The organism is Enterobacter sp. V89_11, from assembly GCF_029967775.1.
Classification (GTDB): domain Bacteria; phylum Pseudomonadota; class Gammaproteobacteria; order Enterobacterales; family Enterobacteriaceae; genus Enterobacter; species Enterobacter ludwigii.
In genome coordinates, this window is record NZ_JASCAN010000007.1 from 57,948 (window position 1) to 81,870 (window position 23,923).

At 54.4% G+C, this 23,923-nt stretch carries 23 protein-coding genes; 12 read left to right on the forward strand and 11 right to left on the reverse strand.

Annotation, left to right across the window (positions count from 1 at the left end; translation table 11 throughout):
* Nucleotides 1-14: 14 nt before the first annotated feature.
* A complete protein-coding gene (gene ybiB, locus QLG09_RS07345; protein WP_049022734.1) occupies nt 15-977 on the forward strand; it encodes a DNA-binding protein YbiB in 963 nt (320 codons plus the stop codon).
* Between the two features lie 115 nt (nt 978-1,092).
* Here the strand turns inward: ybiB and ybiJ are convergent, their stop codons facing one another.
* The 3 genes from ybiJ to mcbA all read right to left on the reverse strand — a co-directional run bounded on the left by ybiJ (nt 1,093) and on the right by mcbA (nt 2,289).
* The gene (gene ybiJ, locus QLG09_RS07350) at nt 1,093-1,353 is read right to left on the reverse strand and encodes a DUF1471 family protein YbiJ (protein WP_020884917.1); all 261 of its coding nucleotides are present in this window, start codon (nt 1,351-1,353) and stop codon (nt 1,093-1,095) included.
* Between the two features lie 285 nt (nt 1,354-1,638).
* Nucleotides 1,639-1,905 (reverse strand): DksA/TraR family C4-type zinc finger protein, encoded by a 267-nt coding sequence (locus QLG09_RS07355; RefSeq protein WP_014169247.1) that lies wholly within the window; start codon nt 1,903-1,905, stop codon nt 1,639-1,641.
* Nucleotides 1,906-2,022: 117 nt separating this feature from the next.
* On the reverse strand, nt 2,023-2,289 hold the full coding sequence (gene mcbA, locus QLG09_RS07360; protein WP_032677729.1) for a DUF1471 family periplasmic protein McbA: 267 nt from the start codon (nt 2,287-2,289) through the stop codon (nt 2,023-2,025).
* A 243-nt stretch (nt 2,290-2,532) separates the two neighbouring features.
* Between mcbA and rlmF the strand changes: the two genes are divergently transcribed.
* Entirely contained in the window at nt 2,533-3,444 is a 912-nt protein-coding gene (rlmF, locus tag QLG09_RS07365) for a 23S rRNA (adenine(1618)-N(6))-methyltransferase RlmF (RefSeq protein ID WP_020884914.1), read from the forward strand.
* Between the two features lie 46 nt (nt 3,445-3,490).
* Here rlmF and ybiO read toward each other — a convergent pair whose 3' ends face one another.
* The 6 genes from ybiO to rhtA form a co-directional block, all read right to left on the reverse strand.
* A complete protein-coding gene (ybiO, locus tag QLG09_RS07370; protein WP_282488794.1) occupies nt 3,491-5,701 on the reverse strand; it encodes a mechanosensitive channel protein in 2,211 nt (736 codons plus the stop codon).
* A gap of 131 nt (nt 5,702-5,832) precedes the next feature.
* Entirely contained in the window at nt 5,833-6,555 is a 723-nt protein-coding gene (glnQ, locus tag QLG09_RS07375; RefSeq protein WP_014169252.1) for a glutamine ABC transporter ATP-binding protein GlnQ, read from the reverse strand.
* Nucleotides 6,552-7,211 carry a glutamine ABC transporter permease GlnP gene (gene glnP, locus QLG09_RS07380; protein ID WP_014169254.1) on the reverse strand — a complete coding sequence of 220 codons (660 nt, stop codon included), beginning with the start codon at nt 7,209-7,211 and terminating at the stop codon, nt 6,552-6,554. The genes glnQ and glnP overlap by 4 nt, the downstream gene beginning before the upstream one ends.
* A gap of 84 nt (nt 7,212-7,295) precedes the next feature.
* Nucleotides 7,296-8,039: a glutamine ABC transporter substrate-binding protein GlnH gene (gene glnH / locus QLG09_RS07385; RefSeq protein WP_014883108.1), complete on the reverse strand. Its 744-nt coding sequence runs from the start codon at nt 8,037-8,039 to the stop codon at nt 7,296-7,298.
* 362 nt (nt 8,040-8,401) lie between these two features.
* Nucleotides 8,402-8,905, reverse strand: a complete 504-nt coding sequence (gene dps, locus QLG09_RS07390; protein ID WP_010428924.1) for a DNA starvation/stationary phase protection protein Dps — start codon at nt 8,903-8,905, stop codon at nt 8,402-8,404.
* Nucleotides 8,906-9,204: 299 nt separating this feature from the next.
* Nucleotides 9,205-10,092 carry a threonine/homoserine exporter RhtA gene (gene rhtA, locus QLG09_RS07395; RefSeq protein WP_086463042.1) on the reverse strand — a complete coding sequence of 296 codons (888 nt, stop codon included), beginning with the start codon at nt 10,090-10,092 and terminating at the stop codon, nt 9,205-9,207.
* A 354-nt stretch (nt 10,093-10,446) separates the two neighbouring features.
* On the opposite strand from rhtA, the gene ompX reads away from it, so the two are divergent.
* A complete protein-coding gene (gene ompX, locus QLG09_RS07400; RefSeq protein WP_020884910.1) occupies nt 10,447-10,965 on the forward strand; it encodes an outer membrane protein OmpX in 519 nt (172 codons plus the stop codon).
* Nucleotides 10,966-11,061: 96 nt separating this feature from the next.
* Here ompX and QLG09_RS07405 read toward each other — a convergent pair whose 3' ends face one another.
* Both QLG09_RS07405 and mntS read right to left on the reverse strand, forming a co-directional pair.
* Nucleotides 11,062-12,645 carry a phosphoethanolamine transferase gene (locus tag QLG09_RS07405; protein WP_134178956.1) on the reverse strand — a complete coding sequence of 528 codons (1,584 nt, stop codon included), beginning with the start codon at nt 12,643-12,645 and terminating at the stop codon, nt 11,062-11,064.
* A 283-nt stretch (nt 12,646-12,928) separates the two neighbouring features.
* Complete coding sequence (gene mntS, locus QLG09_RS07410; protein WP_020884908.1) at nt 12,929-13,060, reverse strand: manganase accumulation protein MntS; 132 nt, start codon at nt 13,058-13,060, stop codon at nt 12,929-12,931.
* Between the two features lie 183 nt (nt 13,061-13,243).
* On the opposite strand from mntS, the gene mntR reads away from it, so the two are divergent.
* The 9 genes from mntR (at nt 13,244) to QLG09_RS07455 (ending at nt 23,884) form a co-directional block, all read left to right on the forward strand.
* Nucleotides 13,244-13,717 (forward strand): manganese-binding transcriptional regulator MntR, encoded by a 474-nt coding sequence (mntR, locus tag QLG09_RS07415; RefSeq protein WP_014169260.1) that lies wholly within the window; start codon nt 13,244-13,246, stop codon nt 13,715-13,717.
* Nucleotides 13,714-14,823, forward strand: coding sequence for an anion transporter (locus QLG09_RS07420; protein WP_040016987.1), 1,110 nt, complete (start codon nt 13,714-13,716; stop codon nt 14,821-14,823). Before mntR ends, QLG09_RS07420 begins: the two co-directional genes overlap by 4 nt.
* Before the next feature lie 101 nt (nt 14,824-14,924).
* Complete coding sequence (locus QLG09_RS07425) at nt 14,925-16,019, forward strand: HlyD family secretion protein (protein ID WP_282488795.1); 1,095 nt, start codon at nt 14,925-14,927, stop codon at nt 16,017-16,019.
* Entirely contained in the window at nt 16,016-17,587 is a 1,572-nt protein-coding gene (locus QLG09_RS07430; RefSeq protein WP_014169264.1) for a DHA2 family efflux MFS transporter permease subunit, read from the forward strand. The genes QLG09_RS07425 and QLG09_RS07430 overlap by 4 nt, the downstream gene beginning before the upstream one ends.
* Nucleotides 17,587-19,107 carry an efflux transporter outer membrane subunit gene (locus QLG09_RS07435; protein WP_221709519.1) on the forward strand — a complete coding sequence of 507 codons (1,521 nt, stop codon included), beginning with the start codon at nt 17,587-17,589 and terminating at the stop codon, nt 19,105-19,107. Before QLG09_RS07430 ends, QLG09_RS07435 begins: the two co-directional genes overlap by 1 nt.
* 106 nt (nt 19,108-19,213) lie before the next feature.
* Nucleotides 19,214-20,254, forward strand: a complete 1,041-nt coding sequence (locus tag QLG09_RS07440; protein WP_014169266.1) for an aldo/keto reductase — start codon at nt 19,214-19,216, stop codon at nt 20,252-20,254.
* Nucleotides 20,255-20,401: 147 nt separating this feature from the next.
* Nucleotides 20,402-21,778, forward strand: a complete 1,377-nt coding sequence (locus tag QLG09_RS07445) for a glycoside hydrolase family 1 protein (RefSeq protein WP_032681380.1) — start codon at nt 20,402-20,404, stop codon at nt 21,776-21,778.
* Nucleotides 21,779-21,829: 51 nt separating this feature from the next.
* Entirely contained in the window at nt 21,830-23,152 is a 1,323-nt protein-coding gene (locus QLG09_RS07450; protein ID WP_063934404.1) for a PTS transporter subunit EIIC, read from the forward strand.
* A 15-nt stretch (nt 23,153-23,167) separates the two neighbouring features.
* On the forward strand, nt 23,168-23,884 hold the full coding sequence (locus QLG09_RS07455; RefSeq protein WP_032677739.1) for a GntR family transcriptional regulator: 717 nt from the start codon (nt 23,168-23,170) through the stop codon (nt 23,882-23,884).
* The last annotated feature ends 39 nt before the right edge of the window (nt 23,885-23,923 follow it).

Below are 23,923 nucleotides of genomic sequence, written 5' to 3' on the forward strand. Positions count from 1 at the left end.
TCAGGAGAGATGTCGTGGATTATCGCAAAATTATCAAAGAGGTAGGACGAGGGAAAAATCATGCCCGCGATCTGGACCATGAAACCGCTCGTGCGCTCTATACGCATATGCTCAACGGTGACGTACCCGACCTTGAAATGGGCGGTATCCTGATAGCGCTGCGTATCAAAGGAGAAGGCGAAGCGGAGATGCGTGGCTTCTACGAAGCAATGCAGGCGCAGACCCTGCGCTTAAACGCGCCAGTGGCAAAACCGATGCCGATTGTGATCCCGAGCTACAACGGGGCACGCAAGCAGGCCAACCTGACGCCGCTGCTCGCTATTTTATTGCACAAGCTGGGCTTCCCGGTGGTGGTGCATGGCGTAAGCGAAGATCCAACCCGCGTGCTGACCGAAACGATTTTCGGCATGCTGGGTATCGAACCCACACGGCATGCCGGCCAGGCACAGGCGAAGCTTGATGGCCATCAGCCGGTTTATATCCCTGTCGGAGCCCTTTGCCCCCCGCTGGAGAAGCAGCTGGATATGCGCTGGCGCATGGGCGTGCGTAACAGCGCGCATACGCTGGCGAAACTGGCTACGCCGTTTGGCGAAGACGCAGCGCTGCGTCTTTCCAGCGTCTCTCACCCGGAGTACGTGACGCGCGTGGGGAAATTCTTTGAAGACATAGGCGGCAGGGCCTTGTTGATGCACGGCACGGAAGGCGAGGTGTATGCTAACCCGCAGCGCTGCCCACAGATGATGCTGATTGATTCCGCTGGCACGCGCGCCATTCTCGAGCGAGGGGAAGAGCGTTCCGACGCGATCCTGCCTGACGCAAAAGATCCGTATACCACCGCCCACTGGATTGAGCAGTGCCTGGCCGGAAAGGTTCCGGTACCGCACGCGATCAAGCTGCAGATGGCCTGTTGCCTGCTGGCGACCGGTGAAGTTGAATCCGTAGAGGCAGGGATGGAACGCGTCGGGGAGACGTTTTAAGCCCAAAAAAAAGCCCGTCCAGTGGCGGACGGGCAAGCAAGGGTAACAACAACAGGGTCAATGAGGGTTGGAGCAGCTCACCAGAGGGTATGGCGAGGGTGGAGCATTCAGTCAATTACTTATAGATAACCGCAGTACCGCTCAGTTTGTTATTGGTGTTCGCGGAGGTGATGGTGTATCCGCTTGCACCGGCAGCAGCAGCTTTCTCAGCCAGTTTCGCTTCCAGACCGTCCAGAGTGGTCGCGCCTTCAGCACTTACCACACCGAGTTTGTTCATGCTCTGCGCCTGAGATGGAGAAACAGGTTCTGCAGCAAAAGCGCCGAAAGACAGAGCGGACAGGGCAACAGCAGCAACAGCATATTTGATGGTTTTCATAATTAATCTCTCGCAGGTGATTCTGTTAAGGGGACGATGTTCCGTCGATGTGATAAGTATCACGTTTTTTTATGCGAGAGAAAATCGAAGAGAATTGACGTGGTTGCTCAAAAAAATTGAATGACAAATAACTTATTGAATATTAATAAATTCAGAGGACGACTTTACACTTCTTGTAGCTGCGCTTTACAGACGCGACGAGAAGGGCACATTTTGCTACGCGGTTCGCAAAAAACCGTGAGCGTAAAGGTAACCGCTTGCGCCGTTAACTTCGGTAAAGGAAAGTCAACGTAGCTGGCTGTCTTTCGATCCCCTGCGATTATATCCTGAGTGAGCGCTATTTTTCGAATCTTTCTCCTGCTGGCAGGCGATACATAACCGTACGCCCGGTATGGCTTTGCGCCGCGCTTCCGGGATCACTTCTCCGCACTCTTCACATTCATAGAGACTTTCACCGCGCGGAATTTCACCGCGAGCGCGTGCAACCGCATCTTCAATTGTACTGTTGATTTGTTCGTTAACGGCGTCATCATTCGCCCAACCGGAAGCCATGGTTTACTCCTGGAATCTGTTAAACCCTGTTTTTACTATGGGGTGAAAAAACGTGCAGTCAAGGCAGAGAGGAACTGCATCTGTCAGGCAGATGCAGTTTGTTTATAGAAAGAGACGTTATTTATAAATGGTCGCCGTGCCATACATATGGTTATCCCCGCCCGCGGCGTTAACCACGAAACCTTTAGCCCCTTCCTGGCGGGCTTTTTCGGCGAGTTTATTCTGGAGATCGTCAAGGTTACTTGCGCGGCTTACCGAGACGGTGCCCGCAGGCTTAAGCTGGCTGGTGTCTGTATTGTCGGTCAATGACTGTACCGCCATGGCAGAGAATGACGCGGTAGCCAGTGCACCCGCGAGAACAACAAGGGTCAGGTATTTTTTCATAATCACATCCTCATGAGGAAACAACAGGTGATTCCCTTTAAGTTTAGAAGCCTGGCGAGTGTGATTTAGCGCAAAAATTTGATGATGATCTGCTTATTTTTTGAACGATAAAAACTGACGTTTTACTGACAGATCATAGACATAAAGGTGTTTGATTTATGACGGGTTTTTGAGCGTCGCAGAGAAATATTTACCGTTGAGCCTGCAAAGGGTATCTTACGCCGCTGTTTAAAGGAGAAAGCCATGACTTCCCAAAAGCCGGGATTGCACCCACGAAATCGCCATCGTAACCGCTATGACATGAATGCGTTGTGTCAGAGCTGTCCTTCGCTGCAGGACTACATTGTGCAGACACCTGCCGGTGAACCTTCGGTCAACTTTGCCGATCCGCAGGCGGTTAAAATGCTCAATAAAGCCCTGCTGGCACACTATTACGGTGTGGCGCACTGGGATATTCCGGAAGGCTTTCTCTGCCCACCCGTGCCGGGGCGGGCCGATTATCTCCACCATCTTGCCGATCTTCTCGCAGACGATCGCAACGGTGTCATCCCTGAGCAAGCATCCGTGCTTGATATCGGTACCGGGGCGAACCTGATTTATCCGTTGATTGGCGTTCATGAATATCACTGGCGCTTTACCGGCAGTGAAATCGGTAATGAGGCGTTTTCCAGCGCACAGGCGATTATCAACGCCAACCCTGGGTTAAGCCGGTCTGTCCGCTTGCGTCGGCAGAAAGATGCCGCATCGATCTTCAACGGGATTATCCACAAGAACGAAAGCTACGATGCCACCCTGTGTAACCCACCGTTCCATGACTCCGCGGCCACCGCCCGTGCGGGCAGTGAGCGCAAACGCCGCAATCTCGGTCAGGCGGAAGATGCCGCGCTGAACTTTGGGGGGCAGCAACAGGAACTGTGGTGCGAGGGGGGAGAAGTGGCATTCATCCTGCGAATGATTGAGGAAAGTAAAGTATTTGGCCGTCAGGTTAAATGGTTCACGACGCTGGTATCCCGTGGGGATAACCTGCCCCCCCTCTACCGTGCACTGACCGACGTGGGCGCCGTTAACGTGGTGAAAAAAGAGATGGCGCAAGGCCAGAAGCAGAGCCGCTTTATCGCCTGGTCATTTATGGACGCTAACAAGCGCAGTAAATAACCCACAGGCAGGCCGGGTAAGGCGACGCCGTTACCCGGTCCCCACGCTATAAGGTGGGCTCCTGTGGCGGTGTGGGGGACGCCGGTGAGGGTAATACCTGATAGGTCTGCACCGGCATCCGCACCGCGGCCAGGTCAAAGTGTTTTTTCACCATACTGTCGAGCGCAAAGCGCACCGTCCACTGCTTCAGTGGCTGCGTGGTGAACGACACGCGCAGGGTAAATGCCGTGTTCGTCAGGCCGACAATACCGGCAAACGACGGCTCTCCAATCACCAGCCCGCGAATATCCTCCATCGCCATCATCTCTTCCACGGCGTCCCGTAGCGCCTGTTTCGCTTTATCTGCATCTTCATGACGGTCAACGTCGTAGTTGGCCACTACCGAGCCAATGCCTCGGACAAAGTTAGCGAAGGTGGTTATCGATGACCATGGAATTATGTGGTACGCCCCGGTGTCCTGGCGCACGCCGACGGAGCGAATGGACATGCGCTCTACCGTGCCGGTTAACGGCCCAATCGTGACCAGATCCCCGGTGTTCATCCCGTTCTCAAACTGGATAAAGACGCCAGTGATTATATCCTTCACCAGGGTTTGCGAACCAAAGGAGATAGCCAACCCCAGCGCGCCGGCACCTGCCAGCAGTGGCGCGATGTTCACGCCGATTTCCGAGAGCACAATCATGATGGTAATGGTGCTGATAATAACCGCCAGCGCATTGCGAAACAGCGTCAGCAGGGTGCGGGCACGGGCGCTGGGCAGGGGGCGGCCGTGAATGTCGGAGACCAGACGGTTCTCGATAAGGCTCGCCAGCAACGTCCAGCCAACCGCAGAGAAGAAGAGGATCAGCGCGATGCGAATTAAAATATCGACGGTCTTTTCACCCGCGCCGTTGTGCAGCCAGTTCCAGAAGTCAAACAATCCCCATGCGTTAAGCAACAGCATAATCGCCACGCAGACGGTGAGAATGCGCGCCACTTTCAGTGATACCGAGATCCAGCCATTGACCCTTTTTTGCAGTTCCGGATAACTGCGCTGCACCTGTGGCGAGAGGGTGAAGGTTTTCGATAGCCAGCGCGACAGCAGGCCAGAGACAAATGCCGCAATGCCAATGATGGCCAGGCTCTTGAACGTCGCCCCCATCATAAATTTCAGGCTGTTGCCCGGGTCGAACAGTGAGAAGAAGCACAACACGATAAAGTAGGCGCTCGCCAGCCAGTGCCACACTAGCGCGAAGGCGCGGATAAAGAGACTGAAAAACGACAGGGAACGATCGGCCAGATGCAGCAAGCTTTGGGTAATGGTCTTTTTGTTATGGAAGATAAGGTACAACGCCCAGACGGTAATGCAGATCATAATCAGCACATTCGCCAGGGCGCCAAACTGCACGTTGACCTGATTGGAGATGATCGGCACGGCAACCAGCAGACCGTAACCAATCAATCCACTGAGCACGCTGAGGCGCAGCGCCCAGTATCTGGCGCTCTCATCCCGAATCGAGAAGGGACGAAGATCCGGTACGTGCGGGCAAAATATCAAACGCAGCAGCGCCTTAAAGAACTCAATCAGCGCAAAGGCGTTAAGGAAGAGCGCCTGCTGGAAAGCGATGGTTTTATTGCCGGCGTTAAGCCTGTCGGCCAGGACCTGGCCCATAAACAGCGTCAGCGCCAGCAGCAGTAAATCGATGATAAACGCCGACGCTATCATCAGCGGCAGGTGTAACCAGCTGCTTTTCTGCTGGTTCTTCTTGCGCCCCCATTGCCCCATCTTACGGTAGAGCGACCATGCGCACAGGCGTACCAGCCAGTAAAACAGAAATACAGCGCCCGCCAGCATCAAAAACTGCGTGGCGGCTGTCGTAAACGTATGGGGATTAAACGGTTTATGGGGCGAACCAATCAGGTTGCGATAGAGCTGGGCAAAGCGCGAGGAGAGCTCGCTTCCATAGTGACGGCTCACGTCGGTAACATTTTCCAGCACCGTTTTTTGTTCTTCCACTTGCGGAGGGGTAATTGTCGGCACCGGTTCCTGCGGCGGCGTGGCGGCGACTTTTCGCAACTGTCCGATTAACTCCTGCCGGGAGGTATCGTTTTCAAGCACATCAGCAAGGGCACTGTAGGCGGCTTTTTTCTGTTCAACATCCGGCTCTGGGGGCGGTGTCGTTTGCTGTGTGGCGGTCGTGCCGGTGGTGACGCCGGGGATGGAAACGGCGAACGATGGCGCACAAAACAGGCTAAGCAACAGCAAGATCCACGGCACGGCATCCTCCGGTGAAAATAATGAACAAAAAGATAAGTATAGAGGGCGAGGCGCGCGGGAGGATTTTTGGGAACAATCTGGCGTAAAAAAGCCGGGCATGCCCGGCTCAGAATGGCGTAACTGAAGCGCTATCAGGAGACGTGCTGCAGGAACTCCTGCAGGCGCTGGCTCGGTGGATTAGCGATCAGCGCTTGTGGGTTACCGTCTTCAGCGATACGGCCCTTATCAATAAAGATCAGGCGGGAAGCCACTTTCTCAGCAAAGCCGATTTCGTGGGTCACGATGACCATTGTCATCCCTTCTTCAGCCAGATCCTGCATGACTTTCAGCACTTCGTGACGCAGTTCCGGGTCAAGCGCCGAGGTTGGCTCATCAAACAGCATCATCTTCGGTTTTACCGCCAGTGCGCGGGCGATAGCCACACGCTGCTGCTGTCCACCGGACAACTCAGAAGGGTAGTGATGAGCACGTTCCGCGAGGCCGACTTTAGCCAGCAGATCTTTTGCCAGCGTTTCCGCCGCCGCTTTGCTGGCGCCACGTACGCGCAGTGGACCAAACATTACGTTTTCCAGCGCCGTCAGGTGCGGGAACAGGTAGAACTGCTGGAACACCATGCCGGCTTCCTGGCGAATCAGACGGTCGTCGACTTTCGGGTCATTCACCTTCAGGCCATCGACAATCAGATCGCCGCTGGTGATCTCTTCCAGCTTGTTGATGCAGCGCAGCAGGGTCGATTTACCGGAACCGGATGGCCCGATAATGACCACCACTTCACCCTGTTTGATGTTCAGATCGATATTGTGCAGCACCTGGGTTGGGCCAAAGTGCTTGGAAACGTTTTTAAATTCAATCACAGGATTTTCATCCTTCTTTCAAGACGACGCAGAACGAAACTCAGAACCAGAGTGATGATCAGGTAGACAACGGCTACCGCACTCCAGATTTCCAGCGCACGGAAGTTGCCCGCAATGATCTCCTGGCCCTGACGGGTCAGCTCAGCAACGCCGATAACGATGAACAGCGACGTATCCTTAATACTGATGATCCACTGGTTCCCCAGCGGTGGCAGCATGCGGCGCAGGGCCAACGGCAGAATGACGTGGCGGATCGTTTCGCGACGAGAAAGGCCTAACGCCAGACCCGCTTCACTGAAACCTTTATGAATCGACAGGACCGCACCACGGGTAATTTCCGCGATATAGGCACCTGAGTTGATCATAATGGTCACGACAGCGGCGCTGAACGGGTCAATGCGCAGGTCGGTGAAAGCCATTGGCAGGGCGAAGTAGATGAACATGACCTGAACGACAATTGGGGTGCCGCGGATCACTTCGATGAAAACCAGTGCGATGTGGTTTGCAATCCAGCCGCCGTAGGTGCGGGCGAAACCGGCGACAAGACCGATAATCAACCCACCAACCAGACCGAGGACCGAAATCCACAGGGTCATTTTAGCGCCTTCAAGCAAGATAGGAATGGCAGGCCAGATGGCGCTCCAGTCAAACTGCATGATAGTTTCCTGTTACTGTTACCGTGTTTCTAAAATAGCAGGGGCGAAAGGTCGCCCCCGAGTGAACGTCATTTTTAAGAATTATTATTTAGGCTCGGTACCGAACCATTTTTTATAGATTTCGTTGTAGGTGCCGTTCTCTTTCAGGGTTTTCAGCGCGCCGTTAACTTTCGTACGCAGGTCGTCGCTGCCTTTCGGGAACGCAATACCGTACTGCTGGGCTTCCAGAGAATCACCGACGGCTTTGAACTTGCCGTTGCCCGCCGTTTTGATGAAGTACAGGATGTTAGGGGTATCGTGCAGCACCGCGTCAGCACGGTTGGTACCCAGCTCCATGTAGGCGTTATCGATGTTCGGGAACTGACGCAGATCTTTGGTTTTGATGTTTGCTTTCGCGTAATCAACAGAACCGGTACCGCCTTTCACCGCGACGACTTTACCGTCGAGGTCTTTCACGCTTTTTACATCGTTATTATCGGCTTTCACCATCACCAGCAGGCCGCTTTTGTAGTAGCCGTCAGAGAAGTCGATCGCTTTTTTACGTTCTTCAGTAATGGTGATACCGGCCAGGGCCAGATCAACGTTTTTCGTTTGCAGTGCCGGGATGATGCCGCTGAAGTCCATTGGCTTCAGGGTGTAATCCAGTTTGAGTTCTTTTGCGATAGCAGCCCACAGATCAACATCAAAGCCAACGTACTTATCACCCTGTTTGAATTCAAACGGAACGAACGCCGTGTCGGTCGCCACAACCAGTTTGTCGGCAGCCTGGGAAGAGACCGCAAAAGCCAGGGTAAGTGCAGCCAGTGAAACTTTTAATACAGACTTCATAGCATTTCCTTTTATATCCACGGGGCGATCCCCTGCGAGAACGAGTGGCACAATGAAAAAATCGTGCCAACTTTACAAGCTGTTGTTTTACAAAGGGGATGATGTCATGCATTGCACAGAAAACGGGGCAATGAACTTTTATTGCACCAAAGTGGAGCACCGTTTTGGTGCGCGTCATTTGGCTCAACAGACGAAGCGTTATTTAGCGTAAATTCTGACGAAAAAACAATCTTCCGTTAACGGTTGTGTGAGGTGATTATTACAATTTTTTCACTTTTGCAGCGTCTCAGGCCAAAAACGTGCACCATAGATGTGCAAAACCCTCACCGGAGGGCGAGGGTTGTATAGGAAATTCTTATGAATTATTCGATGTTGGACTCAATGAACCACAGGAACTGGTCCAGGTCGCGGGAAGCGGCGGTGAAGATATCGGCTGTATCTTCGTCTTTCGCTTCACCGATAGCTTTACGCACATCATTAGCCACTATCGCATAGCGGTCTGCCAGCTCTTTCAGGTGATCCTGAACGGTATGGATATCCAGCGGATAACTTTTCAGTGGCGTCTTGCTGTTAATCACCTGCGTGGTACCCAGTGCCACACCGCCTAACTGTACGGCACGTTCGGCCATGGTATCGAGGTGGGTAACCAGTGCTGTGCGGAAGCCATCCAGCATTTCATGAACGGCAATAAAGTTTGCACCGCGCATATTCCAGTGGGCCTGTTTGGTGATCAGCGAAAGATCGATGAACTGGATCACCTGGCGATTCAGCAACTCAATGGTCGCTTTTTTGTCGCTATCCGATACATCGTTACGGGTATAAAGCAGATTAGACGCTTTCGTTTTCACCAGTTTAGCGGTACTCATAATCTCATATCCTCTTGATGTTTGTGTCCCAGGTAATTGCGGGATTAAGTATAGCACCGGATTTTTTCCCTGCGGGGAGGCTCTGCCTATCAGTTTAATAGTGAGAAGGACGTTGTGTTTACAATGGTATGAAATTAAAGGGATTATTTAAAATTGATGCAGATCAATCCTAATTCAGGAAAACGTTATCAACAGCGGGGGAAATATTTCACGAAGAGTGCAAAGTATGTAAAAAATATTTTAAACGGGAAACTGGCCTTTATTCTGCATGGCTATAAAGCCACGCAGAATATAGGGCGCTAATTGAGGTCAATTTTCTCAACTTTAGGTTCCGGGCGCATCGTTAGCGTTGAGCCCATTGAGGCGGCGATAATCGAACACAGGGCCAGCGTCTGGGTGAAGGTCAGGGTTTCCCCGAGGAAGACCATCCCTGACAGGGCGGCGAGCGCGGGCTCCATGCTCATCAGCGTGCCGAAAATGCGCGTCGGCAGGCGCGTCAGGGCTATCATCTCTAAAGAGTAGGGGAGTGCTGTGGAAAGAATGGCGACCGCCAGCCCGATGGGCATGACTGACCATTGCCAGATGGACTCGGTGGCCTGAGCCATACCCACCGGCACAAAGATGATAGCGGCAATTAATGAACCGATTGCCACCGTCGCCGGGCCATGCTCTTCCCCGGCGCGCTGTCCGGTCAATATATAGATAGCCCAGCAGGCACCCGCCCCCAGAGCCAGCGCCGCGCCTGTGAGATCGATCTCTGAGACGCTCTGACCCAGCGGCAGCAGGAACCACAGGCCAAGAACGGCTAAAATTACCCAGATAAAGTCAACGGGACGACGGGACGAGAAAAGCGCTACCGCCAGCGGGCCAGTAAACTCCAGTGCCACGGCAATCCCCAACGGAATTGTCTGGATGGAGAGATAGAACATGTAGTTCATCGCTCCCAGGGACAGCCCGTAAAAAAGCAGCGGTAAGCGTTGTTCTTTTTTAAAGCGTAAACGCCAGGGTTTGAAAATCACCACCAGGATCGCGGTTCCGAGGGCAATACGCAGGGCCGTGACCCCAGGCGCACCGACCAGCGGAAAGAGAGATTTGGCCAGCGAGGCACCGCTTTGAATGGACAACATGGCGATGAGTATGACGACAACCGGCAACCAGACCGACGACGAGCGGGATAACCCAGGCATCCTTTCTCCTGTCAACTTATGTCAAATGAAGTAAAGGTTGCAGTGTAAAGGAAATAAACTGCAACGGTTGAGAGACCGTTGAAAAAAAAACGTGTAAATTCCGTAAAATGGTTAAGCGCTGGTGGATTTATCGCCTGTCAGATTAGGAATAATCTGGATGAATGTAACTGCGCAGACGCGCAGTATGAGCGTTTTATAGCGAAAATTGTATGTGATTTGAATGAGATAGCTGACGCTGGAAACGTTCTGTTACAGGAAAGGTTCAGTTAGACATCACGAATCACAAAGAGTTTCGCAAATTTTTTTGATATATTTAAAACTTACGGACTTACTTGAAGCACATTTGAGGTGGTTATGAAAAAAATTGCATGTCTTTCAGCACTGGCCGCTGTACTGGCTGTTTCCGCAGGTACCGCTGTAGCTGCTACTTCTACTGTAACCGGTGGTTACGCTCAGAGCGATATGCAGGGCGTGATGAACAAAGCTAACGGTTTCAACCTGAAGTATCGTTACGAGCAGGATAACAACCCACTGGGCGTGATCGGTTCTTTCACCTACACCGAGAAAGATCGTTCTGAAAACGGCGCATACAACAAAGGCCAGTACTACGGCATCACCGCTGGTCCAGCTTACCGTCTGAACGACTGGGCAAGCATCTACGGTGTTGTAGGTGTTGGCTACGGTAAATTCCAGCAGACCGAAAACCAGGGTCTGAATCGCACTGCAAGCAACAGCGACTACGGCTTCTCCTATGGCGCGGGTCTGCAGTTCAACCCAATCCAGGACGTCGCTCTGGACTTCTCTTATGAGCAGAGCCGTATCCGCAACGTTGACGTTGGCACCTGGATCGCGGGCGTAGGTTACCGCTTCTAATCACTTCGGTGAGCCAGTAAAAAATCCGCCCAATGTGGCGGATTTTTTTTTACGTTAATCCCTCGCCTTGCAGGAGAGGGTAGCAGATTGCCCGGATTATTTACTCTTAATATCGAAGATATCGGTTCCCAGATGGTTATAGTCAACTTTCTGTAACTTGAAGTTGGTAACGTAAACTGGGGGAGCCTTCTTGTTAGAGACAAACGGGTATGCATTTTTTATCTGCTGTGCCGAAATCCCCGTCCACTGCGAGAAGAAGGTCAGGAAATCATTGGCCGAACGCCGCGCTTGAATAATGCGATGCGTTTTATCATCACTCGACACAACCATAAACGGTACCTGGAAGTTCTGCTGGAACTTATCGTCGTGCGCCAGATACTGCACCTCTTTACCGCGCTCTTTAAACGCCAGCCCGTGATCCGAGAAGTAGACCATCGAGAAACTGTCACCCGTATTACGTAACTGATCGTACAGCTTGCTGAGCAGGTCGTCGGTTTGCGTCATGGTGTAGAGATAGCATGAGGTCTCCTTGGACTGCACAAACTCTGCGTATTTACCGCCGGTCCGATCGCAGGCCTGCGGGTGAGACCCCATCAGGTGCAGAACAATCAGCTGCGGCTGGGTACGCGGAGAGGCAAAGACCTGCGCCGTCATTTTCAGCAACGCTTCATCTTTCGTGTTCTTGTCCGCTTCAAAATCACCGTTCTTCAGGAACTGCACTTCGTCGGCGCGTCTGGCGATACTGGCAATGGCCGTATCGTATTCGCCAATTTGTCCCTGATTGGAGAACCACCAGGTCTGGAAACCTGCGCGGTTCGCCAGGGTAACAAAGTTATCCTGAAACTGGGGTTTGTCATCGACCACCCGGTTCAGCGTCAGGCCGAGAGATTTCTGCGTTGAGCCGCTGGCCGCAACATAATCGGTAAACAGGGTGCCTTTGACCGAACTGGCGAACGGCGTGTTGTCCCAGTGTCCGCCAAAGGCTCCCATGGCGTCGCGACGTGCACTTTCACCAATCACCACCACATAGGTGTGATATTTGGGCTTCACGGCCAGCACGTTCCAGGTGTCTTTCATATTTGAAAGCTCAGCCATACGTGCCTGTTCGTCGAGCACCTCTTTATTATTAACGACGACGTCTTTCACAAAACGGAACACCGGATAGCCGGTATCCTTCAGCTTGAACACCCCACCCCAGGCCAGGTTTTGTACTGGTGCGACAAAGAATGCCACCACGCTGAACGCCAGGCACAGGTGCTCAATTTTTCCCCACGTTTTTTTCTCTTCCGCTTTACGGCGAACCGCAATCACGCCAAGGGCAAAGATAAAGAGGCCGACCACGTAGCTGTACCAGGGGAAGATCGTCAGGATCTCTGTCGACTCTTCCATATTGGTCGAGTGCAGCGCCAGCAGGGTATTAAAGTTCGGCGAGCCGTAAGCCTGACCAAACGGGAAATAGAGTGCAGCGACCAGAGAACAGATTCCGACTAACGTTTTTTGCGCGCGCGGAGCCGTTCGCCACAGCACATGCAATATGCAGGTAAAGGCCACGGCATAGAGCAGGCTAAAGGGATAGCCAAGCGCAAAGTTAATCAGTAATGACTGCAAAAAGTAAAATCCCGTCCACGGGCTTAAGGCCCGGCTACGGGTAACAACGGTGTCTATCAGGGTTAAATTCATAGGTCACTATCATGGATAAAAACGCCATGTGCTCACCCTGGCGTCAAGGGTCATAACCTGCCTGACAGTGCGTGGAGAGGGAATGAGGGTCCGCTTCAGCGAGCCGCAAATTGTGCAGGGCTGCAAGAAGATAGTGCGAGCGCTAAATAATAGCAACAGTTGCTAAGCAGATGTTTTGCGAAGGGGATTGCAAATCCGTAAAAAAGATCGGGAATAGGGCGGCTGAAAGCCAGTGTACAGAGAGTTTGTGACGGAAAAATGAAGCGGCGTACCGCAACGCCGCTTAGTGGGAAGGTTTGTCGTCCTGATGCGGGGGTTTGTTGTTAAACATATCGCACAGCATGTTCAACAGCATCAGGCGTACTTTAAAGGGAGAGTGGGTAAACACGTTCATACACCTCTTGAATTCGTTCATGAGACCTCCTGATTTTTGATCCCTTCGATCCGTGAAGGGTGACTGCATTACATACAGATATAGCACAGGCTATATTGTATAGCTATGGCTATTTCGTTAATTTTTTGTGCTTGTAGAGGGATGGTTTACAATGTGCGCTCTCGATACCGGGCGCTGGAAGCGTCACCCCACTGAGGAAGTACAATGAACCGTCGCGCAGGTAAGCCAACAATCAGAAAAACGACGCAACTGGTGAATGTTGAAGAACATGTCGAAGGTTTTCGCCAGGTACGTGAAGCGCACCGTCGTGAGTTGATTGATGACTATGTTGAACTGATTTCCGATTTGATTCGCGAGGTCGGGGAGGCGCGCCAGGTGGATATGGCTGCACGGCTGGGCGTTTCCCAACCGACAGTGGCAAAAATGTTAAAACGTCTGGCCTCCGTGGGCTTGATTGAAATGATCCCCTGGCGCGGCGTCTTTCTGACGCCGGAAGGGGAGAAACTCGCCCAGGAGAGTCGCGAGCGCCACCAGCTCGTCGAAAACTTCTTACTGGTGCTGGGCGTAAGCCCGGAAATTGCCCGCCGGGACGCGGAAGGAATGGAACACCACGTCAGCGAAGAGACGCTGGTTAAGTTTCGCGAATTTACCCTTAAATATGGTCCCTCCGCTGAATGAACATCCCCGGACTGCAGGCCCTGGCACGCGATCGTTTCTTCCATCTCTTATTCATCATTGGCGCTGTACTGAGCATCTTTGTGCCGTTTGCGCCACACACCTGGCCTGCGGTGATTGACTGGCGCACCATCATTACCCTCAGTGGCCTGATGATGCTCACCAAAGGGGTAGAGTTGAGCGGCTATTTTGACGTCCTGGGACGTAAAATGGTGCGCCGCTTTGCCACTGAACGCCGCCTGGCGCTGTTTATGGTGTTCTCTGCTGCGGTGCTGTCGACGTTTCTGACCAACGACGTGGCGCTGTTTATCATCGTGCCACTCACGCTCACGTTGCGTAAGCTCTGCGAGATCCCGGTTAGCCGGCTGATCATTTTCGAGGCGCTGGCCGTTAACGCCGGTTCGCTTCTGACCCCTATCGGCAACCCACAAAATATTCTCCTGTGGGGACGTTCCGGGCTGTCGTTTGCCGCTTTTACCTGGCAGATGGCTCCGCTGGCGCTGGTGATGATGGTGTCGCTGCTGGCGGTCTGCTGGTTCGCATTCCCGGTCAAAAAACTGCAGTACCACAGCGGTACCACGGGCCCGCAGTGGCAGCCGCGTCTGGTGTGGAGTTGTCTGGCGCTGTACATCGTTTTCCTGTTCGCGCTGGAACTGAAGTATGAACTGGCGGGCGTACTGCTCGTCGCCGCCGGTTTTTTATTCCTGGCGCGGCGCGTGCTGGTCAGCGTGGACTGGACGTTATTGCTGGTCTTTATGGTGATGTTTATTGATGTGCATCTGCTTATCCAGCTTCCGGTACTGCAACACGTTCTGCACAGCGTCAGTGGCCTGTCGCAGCCGGGATTGTGGCTCACGGCGATTGGTCTGTCACAGTTCATCAGCAACGTGCCTTCCACCATTTTACTCCTCAACTACGTTCCCCCTGACACGCTGCTGGCGTGGGCGGTGAATATCGGCGGGTTTGGGCTGCTGCCCGGTTCGCTTGCTAACCTGATTGCCCTGCGTATGGCTAACGATCGTCGTATCTGGTGGCGTTTCCATGTCTGGTCGATCCCGATGCTGATTTGGGCCGCGGCGATCGGTTTCGGAATTTTCCTTCTCATATAGTGCGCAATTTGTCAGTTTTTCCTGGCAAACGTATAGCAACGTCCTAGCTTTAGTGAACGGCATAGTGTGATGCCGCTCACTGACAGGACTGTTGCTGACCTATGGCTGAAGATCAAAACCTGCCTGCTGACGAGCAGGAAAACAACACTAAACAGCGTAAGCGCCCGGGCAAAAAACCGTTAATCATCCTTGGCATTGTCGTGGTGGTGATGGTTATCGTGGCGCTGGTCTGGTGGTTTTTAACCCGTAACGAAGAGACCACTGACGACGCCTTTACCGACGGTGATGTGGTGACGATTGCCCCGAAAACGGCAGGCTATGTCACCGAGTTGCGCGTGCGCGATAACCAGCGGGTGAAAAAGGGTGACCTGCTGGTGGTTATCGATCCGCGTGATACCACTGCCCAGCGCGATCAGGCGCAGGCCCAGCTTGGGCTGGCGATAGCCCAGCTGCATCAGGCTCAGGCGCAGCTGGCGCTGTCAAAAGTCCAGTATCCCGCTCAGCGTGATGAAGCCAAAGCGCAGGTGATTAAAGCGCAGGCCGATCTGGCCAATGCGCAGGCGGAGTATCGCCGCCAGCGAGGCGTTGACCCGCGAGCGACCACCCAGCAAAGTATTGATACCGCCAATGCCCAGCTGCGCAGTGCCCAGGCGGGCCTGGCAAGTGCGCAGGCGCAGCTTGAAGTGGCGGAGAAGGTACAGCTGCAGATCCGCCAGCAGGAAACCAATGTGGAAGCGCGTCAGCGCCAGGTCGATCAGGCCAAAGCGCAGCTGGAAACCGCGACGCTGAACCTCTCTTACACCGAAGTCCGCGCCCCGTTTGACGGTTTTGTCACTAAACGCAACGTCCAGCCCGGCACCCTGGTGCAGGCGGGTACCGCGCTGTTTTCACTGGTCTCTCCGAATGTGTGGGTGGTAGCGAACTTTAAAGAGTCGCAGCTCGAACGCATGAAGCCGGGAGATAAGGTCGAGGTGTCCGTAGATGCCTGGCCGGATATGGCGCTCGAAGGCCATGTCGACAGTATTCAACAGGGCAGCGGCTCGCGTTTCTCCGCCTTCCCGTCGGAAAACGCTACCGGTAACTTTGTCAAAATCGTTCAGCGCGTGCCGGTGAAGATCGTGATTGATAAAGGGCTGGATCCCAACAAACCGCTGCCGCTTGGGCTGTCGGTTGCACCGAAGGTGACAGTGGAATGACGGATCACAGCCACGACAACTGGCGACCCGCCAGTAATCCGTGGGCGGTGGCGATTGTGGTCACGCTGGCGGTGTTTATGGAGATCCTCGACACCACTATCGTTAACGTGGCGCTCCCGCATGTGGCCGGGTCGCTCTCGTCCAGCTACGACGAATCCACCTGGGTATTGACCAGCTACCTGGTGGCAAACGGCATAGTGCTGCCGATATCGGCTTTCCTGAGCCGGGTTTTTGGCCGCAAGCAGTTCTTCCTGATCTGCATCGTGATGTTCACCGTCTGTTCGTTCCTGTGCGGGATCGCCACCGAGCTGTGGCAGATCATTCTTTTTCGCGTAATGCAGGGCTTTTTCGGCGGCGGGCTGCAGCCCACGCAGCAGTCGGTGCTGCTCGACTACTTTAAACCCGAGGACCGGGGTAAAGCGTTTGGCCTGTCGTCAATCGCCATCATCGTTGCGCCGGTACTTGGCCCGACGCTGGGCGGCTGGATCACCGATAACTACTCCTGGCGTTGGGTTTTCTTCATCAACATTCCGGTGGGGATTGTAACGGTGCTGGCGATCTACCAGCTGCTGGAAGACCCGCCATGGGAAAGCAAATCGAAAGAGAAGCTGTCTATCGACTGGACGGGGATCGGCCTGATCGCGCTGGGGCTGGGCTGCCTGCAGGTGATGCTTGACCGGGGAGAAGATGAGGACTGGTTTTATTCGAACTTTATTCGCACCTTCGCCGTGCTGACGCTCATCGGCATTATTGGAGCGATTTACTGGCTGGTGTATGCCAAAAAACCGGTGGTAGATCTGCACTGCATGAAAGATCGCAACTTCGCCATCTCCAGCCTGCTGATGGCGGGCATGGCGATGATTCTGTACGGCAGTTCGGTGGTGATTCCGCAGCTTGCACAGCAGGATCTGGGCTACACCGCCACCTGGTCCGGGCTGGTCCTTTCGCCGGGCGCCGTGTTAATCGTATTGACTATCCCGCTGGTGCTGAAGCTGATGCCGGTGGTGCAGACGCGCTGGATTATCGCTTTTGGTTTTACCTGCCTGGCGGTGTCGTTCTTCTGGTCACGTACGCTGACCCCAGATATCGATTTCGAAACGCTGGTGCTGTTCCGCAGCGCCCAGTCGATAGGGCTTGGGTTCCTGTTTGTTCCTCTCACCACCATTGCTTTTATTTCGATACCGAGGCGGCTGAACGCCGATGCGGCGGCGCTGTTTACCATGTTCCGCAACGTGGCGGGCTCAATTGGCATCTCGCTTTCTACGGCGGCCATTACCGAACGTTCCCAGGCGCACAGCGCGCATCTGGCCTATCACGCGTCACCGTTTAATGAACAGTTCCAGCTGGCGATACGCGAAAGCGCACAGGCGATCCAGAACTTCACCACTCAGGTCGGGGACCCTACCGGTATCGCCACCGGGCGCATGTACCAGACCATGATCGAGCAGTCGCGCTTCCTGGCGTATATCGACGTGTTCACCATTCTGAGCGTGGTAGCCATGTTACTGATTCCGTTTTGTTTGTTGCTCTCGCCGGTTAAGAGCGAGGGGAGTGCAGGAGCACATTGATGATACACAGACGTTTAACCCCCCTGATGATCATGCTGCTGGCAAGCTGCGCCGTGGGGCCGGATTACCAGCCGCCGGCGTCGCAGACCCCGACACACTGGAACGATCCGGGTGACAGCGGCGTGAAGTCAAAAACGGCCTCGACGGCAACCAACCCACGCTGGTGGAAAACCTTCGGTTCACCGCAGCTGGACAGCCTGATAGAGCGCGCGATCGCGGGAAATTTATCCCTGCAGCAGACGGTGTTGCGTATTGCCGGGGCGCGCGAACAGATTAACCAGGCGGGTGGGGCGTTTTACCCTTCCGTAAACGGTAATCTGCAGGCCACGCGCCAGCAGCTTGGGCTGGAGGGAGAGCTGAAATCCCACGGCGTGTACGACCAGCTTGATAACGTGGATCCTGAACTCAGGGGCGCGCTAGGACCGCTGACGCAGCCGATCAATCTTTACCAGGGGAGCTTCGATGCGCAGTGGGAAATCGACCTGTGGGGCAAGGTGCGCCGACAGGTAGAGGCTGCCGAAGCGCAGCAGAAAGCGGCGATAGAGCAGCGTAACGACGCGCTGGTGTCGCTGGAGGCGGAAGTGGCGCGCGCATGGCTGCAGCTGCGGGGGGCGCAGAGCATCATTGCCACGCTAAACACCCAGATTAAGAGCGCGCAACAAACCCTGGAACTCACCGAAAGCCGCCAGCGGGGCGGGCTGTCACCGCAGATGGACGTTGAAAACGCGCGTGCCCAGTTGGGGAACCTCGAAGCGCAGCTTCCTCAGTATCAGGCCCAGGCACGGCAGGCAATGAATGGCCTCGCGATTTTACTCGGCAAGCCGCCGGGGGCGCTGGATGCGGAGCTGCAGTCGGCGCAGCCGATGCCCGCCCTGCCGGATATCGTACAAACGGGTATCCCCTCCACGCTGGCCCGTCGTCGTCCTGACGTACGCGAGGCGGAAGCCAACCTCCACGCCGCCACGGCGCAAATTGGCGTTTCCGTGGCGCAGCTGTTCCCGAGCTTTACCCTCTCCGGGCAGTTTGGTCTGCGAAACAGCGAAACCAACTGGCTGACGGACTGGAGCAGCCACTTCTACAGCTTCGGCCCGCAGGTCTCGATACCGATTTTCCAGGGCGGAAGACTGGTTTCGAGCGTGAAGGTGGCGCGTGCGCAGCAGGGCGCGGCAGTGCTCGACTACCGCCAGACGGTGCTCACCGCGCTCGGGGACGTAGAGAATGCGTTGGTGAGTTACCGCACCGATCAGCAGCGTGAAGCCGGCCTTGCCAAAACCATCGATGCGTTGCAAAACGCGTTCGATTTGGCAAGCGACAGCTACCGGCAGGGGATCGCCAGCTTTATTGACGTGCTGGATGCCCAGCGGCAGCTGGCGCAGGCGCAGCAGCAACGCGCGCAGGCGCAGGTGCAGAGCGCTCTCGATCTGGTGGCGCTCTACAAAGCGCTGGGCGGCGGCTGGGAGCCGTATCAGCAGGTGCAATTACCGGATTACAAGGTCTTTGGTGAGGCTCCGCGCGGATAAGATTCAGAGGATTGGGCAAGAAACGGACAGGAACACCACATTCGCGATGGCTATGGGGCGGGTATAACTATCGGGTACCCATCGAACGACATGCGAGGATTATCTTATGCGTTATCAAAAACTGGGCAATACCGGTCTGTTTGTGTCTGAACTGTGCCTTGGCACCATGACCTTCGGCGGAGAAGGCGGCATGTGGGGCAAGATTGGTCAGCTGCAGCAAAGTGAAGCCGAGCAGCTGGTGGGCCGTGCACTGGATGCCGGAATTAATTTCATCGATACCGCGGATGTGTATTCGGAAGGGCGCTCGGAGGAGATCACCGGCCAGGCGCTGAAGAACCTGAAAATTCCGCGTGAAAATGTGGTGGTTGCCACCAAAGTGTTTGGCGAAACGGGCACGGCCGGGGTGAACTCCCGCGGCAGTTCGCGCTATCACATCATCAGTAGCGTCAAAGAGAGCCTGCGCCGTCTGCAGCTCGATCATATCGATCTGTATCAGCTCCATGGTTTTGACCCGGCAACCCCTGTCGAAGAGATGCTCTACGCGCTGGATAACCTGGTGCAGCATGGGCACGTGCGTTATATCGGCGTCTCTAACTGGGCGGCGTGGCAGATTGCCAAAGCGCTGGGCATTTCCGAACGCCTTGGACTGGCGCGTTTTGCTTCGCTGCAGGCGTATTACACCATCGCCGGGCGCGATCTGGAGCGTGAACTGATACCGATGATGCAGAGTGAGGGCGTCGGGTTGATGGTCTGGAGCCCACTGGCAGGTGGTCTGCTTAGCGGAAAATATGGCCGTGACGGGCAGAGTGAATCCGGCGGTCGCCGCCTGGAATTTGACTTCCCGCCGGTGAATAAAGAGCGTGCTTTCGATTGCGTGGATGTGATGCGCACCCTGGCCGAGCGCAAAGGTGTCTCTGTGGCGCAAATTGCGCTGGCGTGGTTGCTGCATCAGAAGGCCGTAACCAGCGTCATTATTGGTGCCAAACGTGTCGACCAGCTGGACGACAACATTGCCGCCACCGGGATCCGTTTAAGCGAAGATGAGCTTAAACAGCTTGATGCTGTCAGCGCGCTGCCGCGCGAATACCCGGGCTGGATGCTGGAGCGGCAGGGTGAATATCGCCGTCATCAGCTCGCACAACAATAACCTTCCTTCCCCCCGGTCTCGCTTCGCTGACCGGGTTTTTTTCCCGCCTTGCTCACAAAAAACGATCCTCCTCTTTGATTGATTTTTCGTCTTCGCCTATATGACTAGTCATGAAATTTTAAATGACTAGTCATATAGGGAGCGATCATGAATCAATTTCTGCCAGCCAATTTTTTATGGGGCAATTCCGTATCCAGTATGCAGACGGAAGGGGCCTGGAATGAGGGAGGAAAGGGAATGTCGGTATATGACATTCGCGAAGCCGGGGAGAACGTTTCTGACTGGAAAGTCGCGACCGATTCCTACCACCGCTATCGGGAAGATTTCGACCTGATGCAGGATCTGGGTATGAACTGCTACCGCTTTCAGATCGCCTGGAGCCGCGTATGTCCACAGGGCGACGGTGACTTCAACGACGAAGGTATCGCCTTTTATGATCGCTTTATTAACGATTTAATTGCCCGCGGCATTGAGCCGATGATCTGCCTCTACCACTTCGATATGCCGCTGGCGCTGGCGCAGGAGTACAACGGTTTTAACGATCGCCGTGTGATGGACGCGTTTATCCGCTACGGCAAAAAAATGATCGACTGTTACGGCGACCGGGTGAAGTACTGGCTGACGTTTAACGAGCAGAACATCTTCCACATGCCGGAAGCCTTCCGGATCTCGGGCTATATGAAAGGCGAGAAAACCCTGCGCGAGCTGTATGAACTGCAGCACCACACCATGGTCGCGCATATGACCCTGACCGAATACCTGCACCAGACCCGTCCGGGCCAGCTGATGGGCGGTATGCTGGCGCACCAGTTGGTCTATCCGGCGACCTGTAAACCGCGTGATATCTTCTGCGCCCAGCAGTATGACGAATTCCTCAACCAGAACCTGCTGCGCGTCTTTGCTGGCCAGGGTTATAGCCCGGCGGTGATGGCGGTCGTTGAACAGCAAGGTTTTGCGGATATCTACCGCGCTGAGGATCTTGCGCTGCTGGCGCGTACCAAAAACGACTATATGGCCTTCAGCTACTACGCCAGTAAAACCCTCGACAGCGATGCGATCCCCGAAGGAACGCCGGTCAACGATTACCTTCTGCACGGTGATAAAAATAACCCGTACCTGAAAGCGACCGAATGGAACTGGCAGATTGATCCGCTGGGCTTTCGCACCATCATCACCCGCTATTACAACGACTGGCGTATGCCGGTATTCCCGATTGAAAACGGTATTGGGGTGATCGAGTCCTGGGACGGTGTGAATCCGATTGAAGATACCTACCGTATTGACTACCACCGGGCGCATATCGAGGCGATGAAACAAGCCATGTTTGAGGATGGCGCGGAGGTGATCGGTTACCTCGGCTGGGGCTTAATCGACATTCTGAGTTCACAGGGAGACATGCGTAAGCGTTACGGCGTGGTCTATGTGAACCGTGAAAACCACGACCTGAAAGACTTAAAGCGCGTACCGAAGAAGAGCTACGCATGGTTGAAACAGGTTATCCATACCAACGGACGCGAGATGTAAGCCGTACGCTGCCGGGCCGTTTTTGTGACTGATTGAAGGGAAATATCCGCTATGTCTGAAACAAAAATAACACCGCATATGCAGTCTTTTGTCGACAGATTTGTTGAGTTCTCGGCGCGCCTGGCAAACCAGGTGCACCTGCGTTCCCTGCGCGATGCCTTCGCCACGGTCATGCCCATTTTCATCCTTGCCGGTCTGGCGGTGCTGGTGAATAACGTGGTATTTCCATGGATTTTTGAAGGCGACACGCTGGTGCATTTTAAGGTGTGGGGCGAGGCGATTATTAACGGTACGCTGAATATCGCCGCGCTGTTGCTGGCACCGATGATTGCCTGGTCGCTGGCACGCAACAAAGACTTCGACAACCCGGTCTCGGCAGTGGTTATCGCCATCAGCAGTTTTATCATTATGATGCCGATGCGCTTACAGCTCACGCCCGTCGGCAGCGACGCCACGGTGAACGTCACGCAGGTGCTGACGTTCTCCAATATTGGCTCAACCGGCATTTTTGCCGGGGTGCTGATTGGTCTGCTCTCAACGGAACTGTTTATCGCCATTTCTCGTCTGAAAGCGCTGCACATTTCTTTAGGTGAAAATGTACCGCCGGCGGTCAGTAAATCGTTTACCGCGCTGATCCCGACGATCCTGACGCTTTCCCTGTTTGCTATACTGGCCGCGCTTCTGGCGAACGTGTTGCACACGGATCTCATCCACCTGATCACCACTTTTATTCAGCAGCCGCTGCGCCTGATCAACACCAGCCTGCCGGGCACGATTTTTATCTATAGCTTTGGTAACTTCCTGTTCACGCTTGGGATCCATCAGTCGGTGGTTAACAGCGTGGTGCTGGAGCCGTTTCTGCTGATCAACACCAACGAGAATATGCTGGCCTTTGCCAACGGTCAGCCTGTCCCACATATCATCAATAATATCTTTGTACCGACCTTTGGTATGGTGGGGGGCACCGGCAGCACGATTTCCCTGCTGATTGCCATTTTCATCTTCTCACGGCAAAAATCGGCGAAACAGGTGGCCCGTTTGTCGCTGGCGCCGGGCCTGTTTAACATCAACGAGCCGGTCATTTTTGGCCTGCCGATTGTGTTCAACCTGCCGCTGATGATCCCCTTTGTGCTGCTACCTGCCATAGGTATCTGGTTTGCGTGGTTCTGTACTACCCTGGGGTTAATGTCGCGCTGTGTGGTTATGATCCCGTGGACAACTCCGCCCATTCTGAGCGCCTGGCTGGCAACGGCAGGGGACTGGCGCGCCGTGGTCGTGCAGTTGGCAATCATTGTATTTGGTGTATTCTTCTACCTGCCTTTCCTCAAAATTGCCGAGAGAGTGGCATTAAAAAACAGCGGGACAGAAAACTAACAGAAAGGAAGGACGATGGCGGCGAAGTACATCACCATAGCGCGGGAAATTAAGAAACGCATTATTAGCTCGCAATACGCCGCCAACGAACCGCTCCCGGACCAGTTTGCCCTGGCGGCGGAGTTCAGCACCAGCCGGATGACCATACAGCAGGCCATACGCCAGTTAATTGTGGAAGGGCTGATCTATACCCGTCAGGGGCAGGGGACGTTTATCCGCAAAAATTTCCTGCAACTCTCGCAGTGGGATCTTTCCGGCAGCGACTACTTCGGCGCAACAAAAACCTGGGAGCATCTGGGCACCGTTTCCAGCGTCGTGGTCCATTTCGAGCTGCGCTTTCCGAACGAGAAGGAGCAGGCCTCGCTGATGATTAACGCCGATGCGCCTGTCTATGACTTTGTTCGTTTGCGTCTGCTCAACGGTGAGCCGATGTCGCTGGACTCCACCGTAATGCCGCTTAATCTGGTGCCCGGTCTGAATAAAAGCCATCTTGAAGGCTCCGTGTTCCGCTACGTGCAGGAGACGCTGGGGCTGAAAATCATGGGGTCGTACCGGGTGGTGCGGGCGCTAAAACCGAACGCGCTGGATATGCAACACCTTATCTGCGAGCAGACCGATCCGGTGCTGGAGGTGGAGCAGGTTATCTATCTGGAGGATGGCACACCGCTTGAGTATGCCCACTGTCACTACCGTTACGACCACGGCGGGATAGTTATCGTCAATAACGGATAAAAAAAAGCGGGCATCAGAGCCCGCTTTCTTATTCTCAGA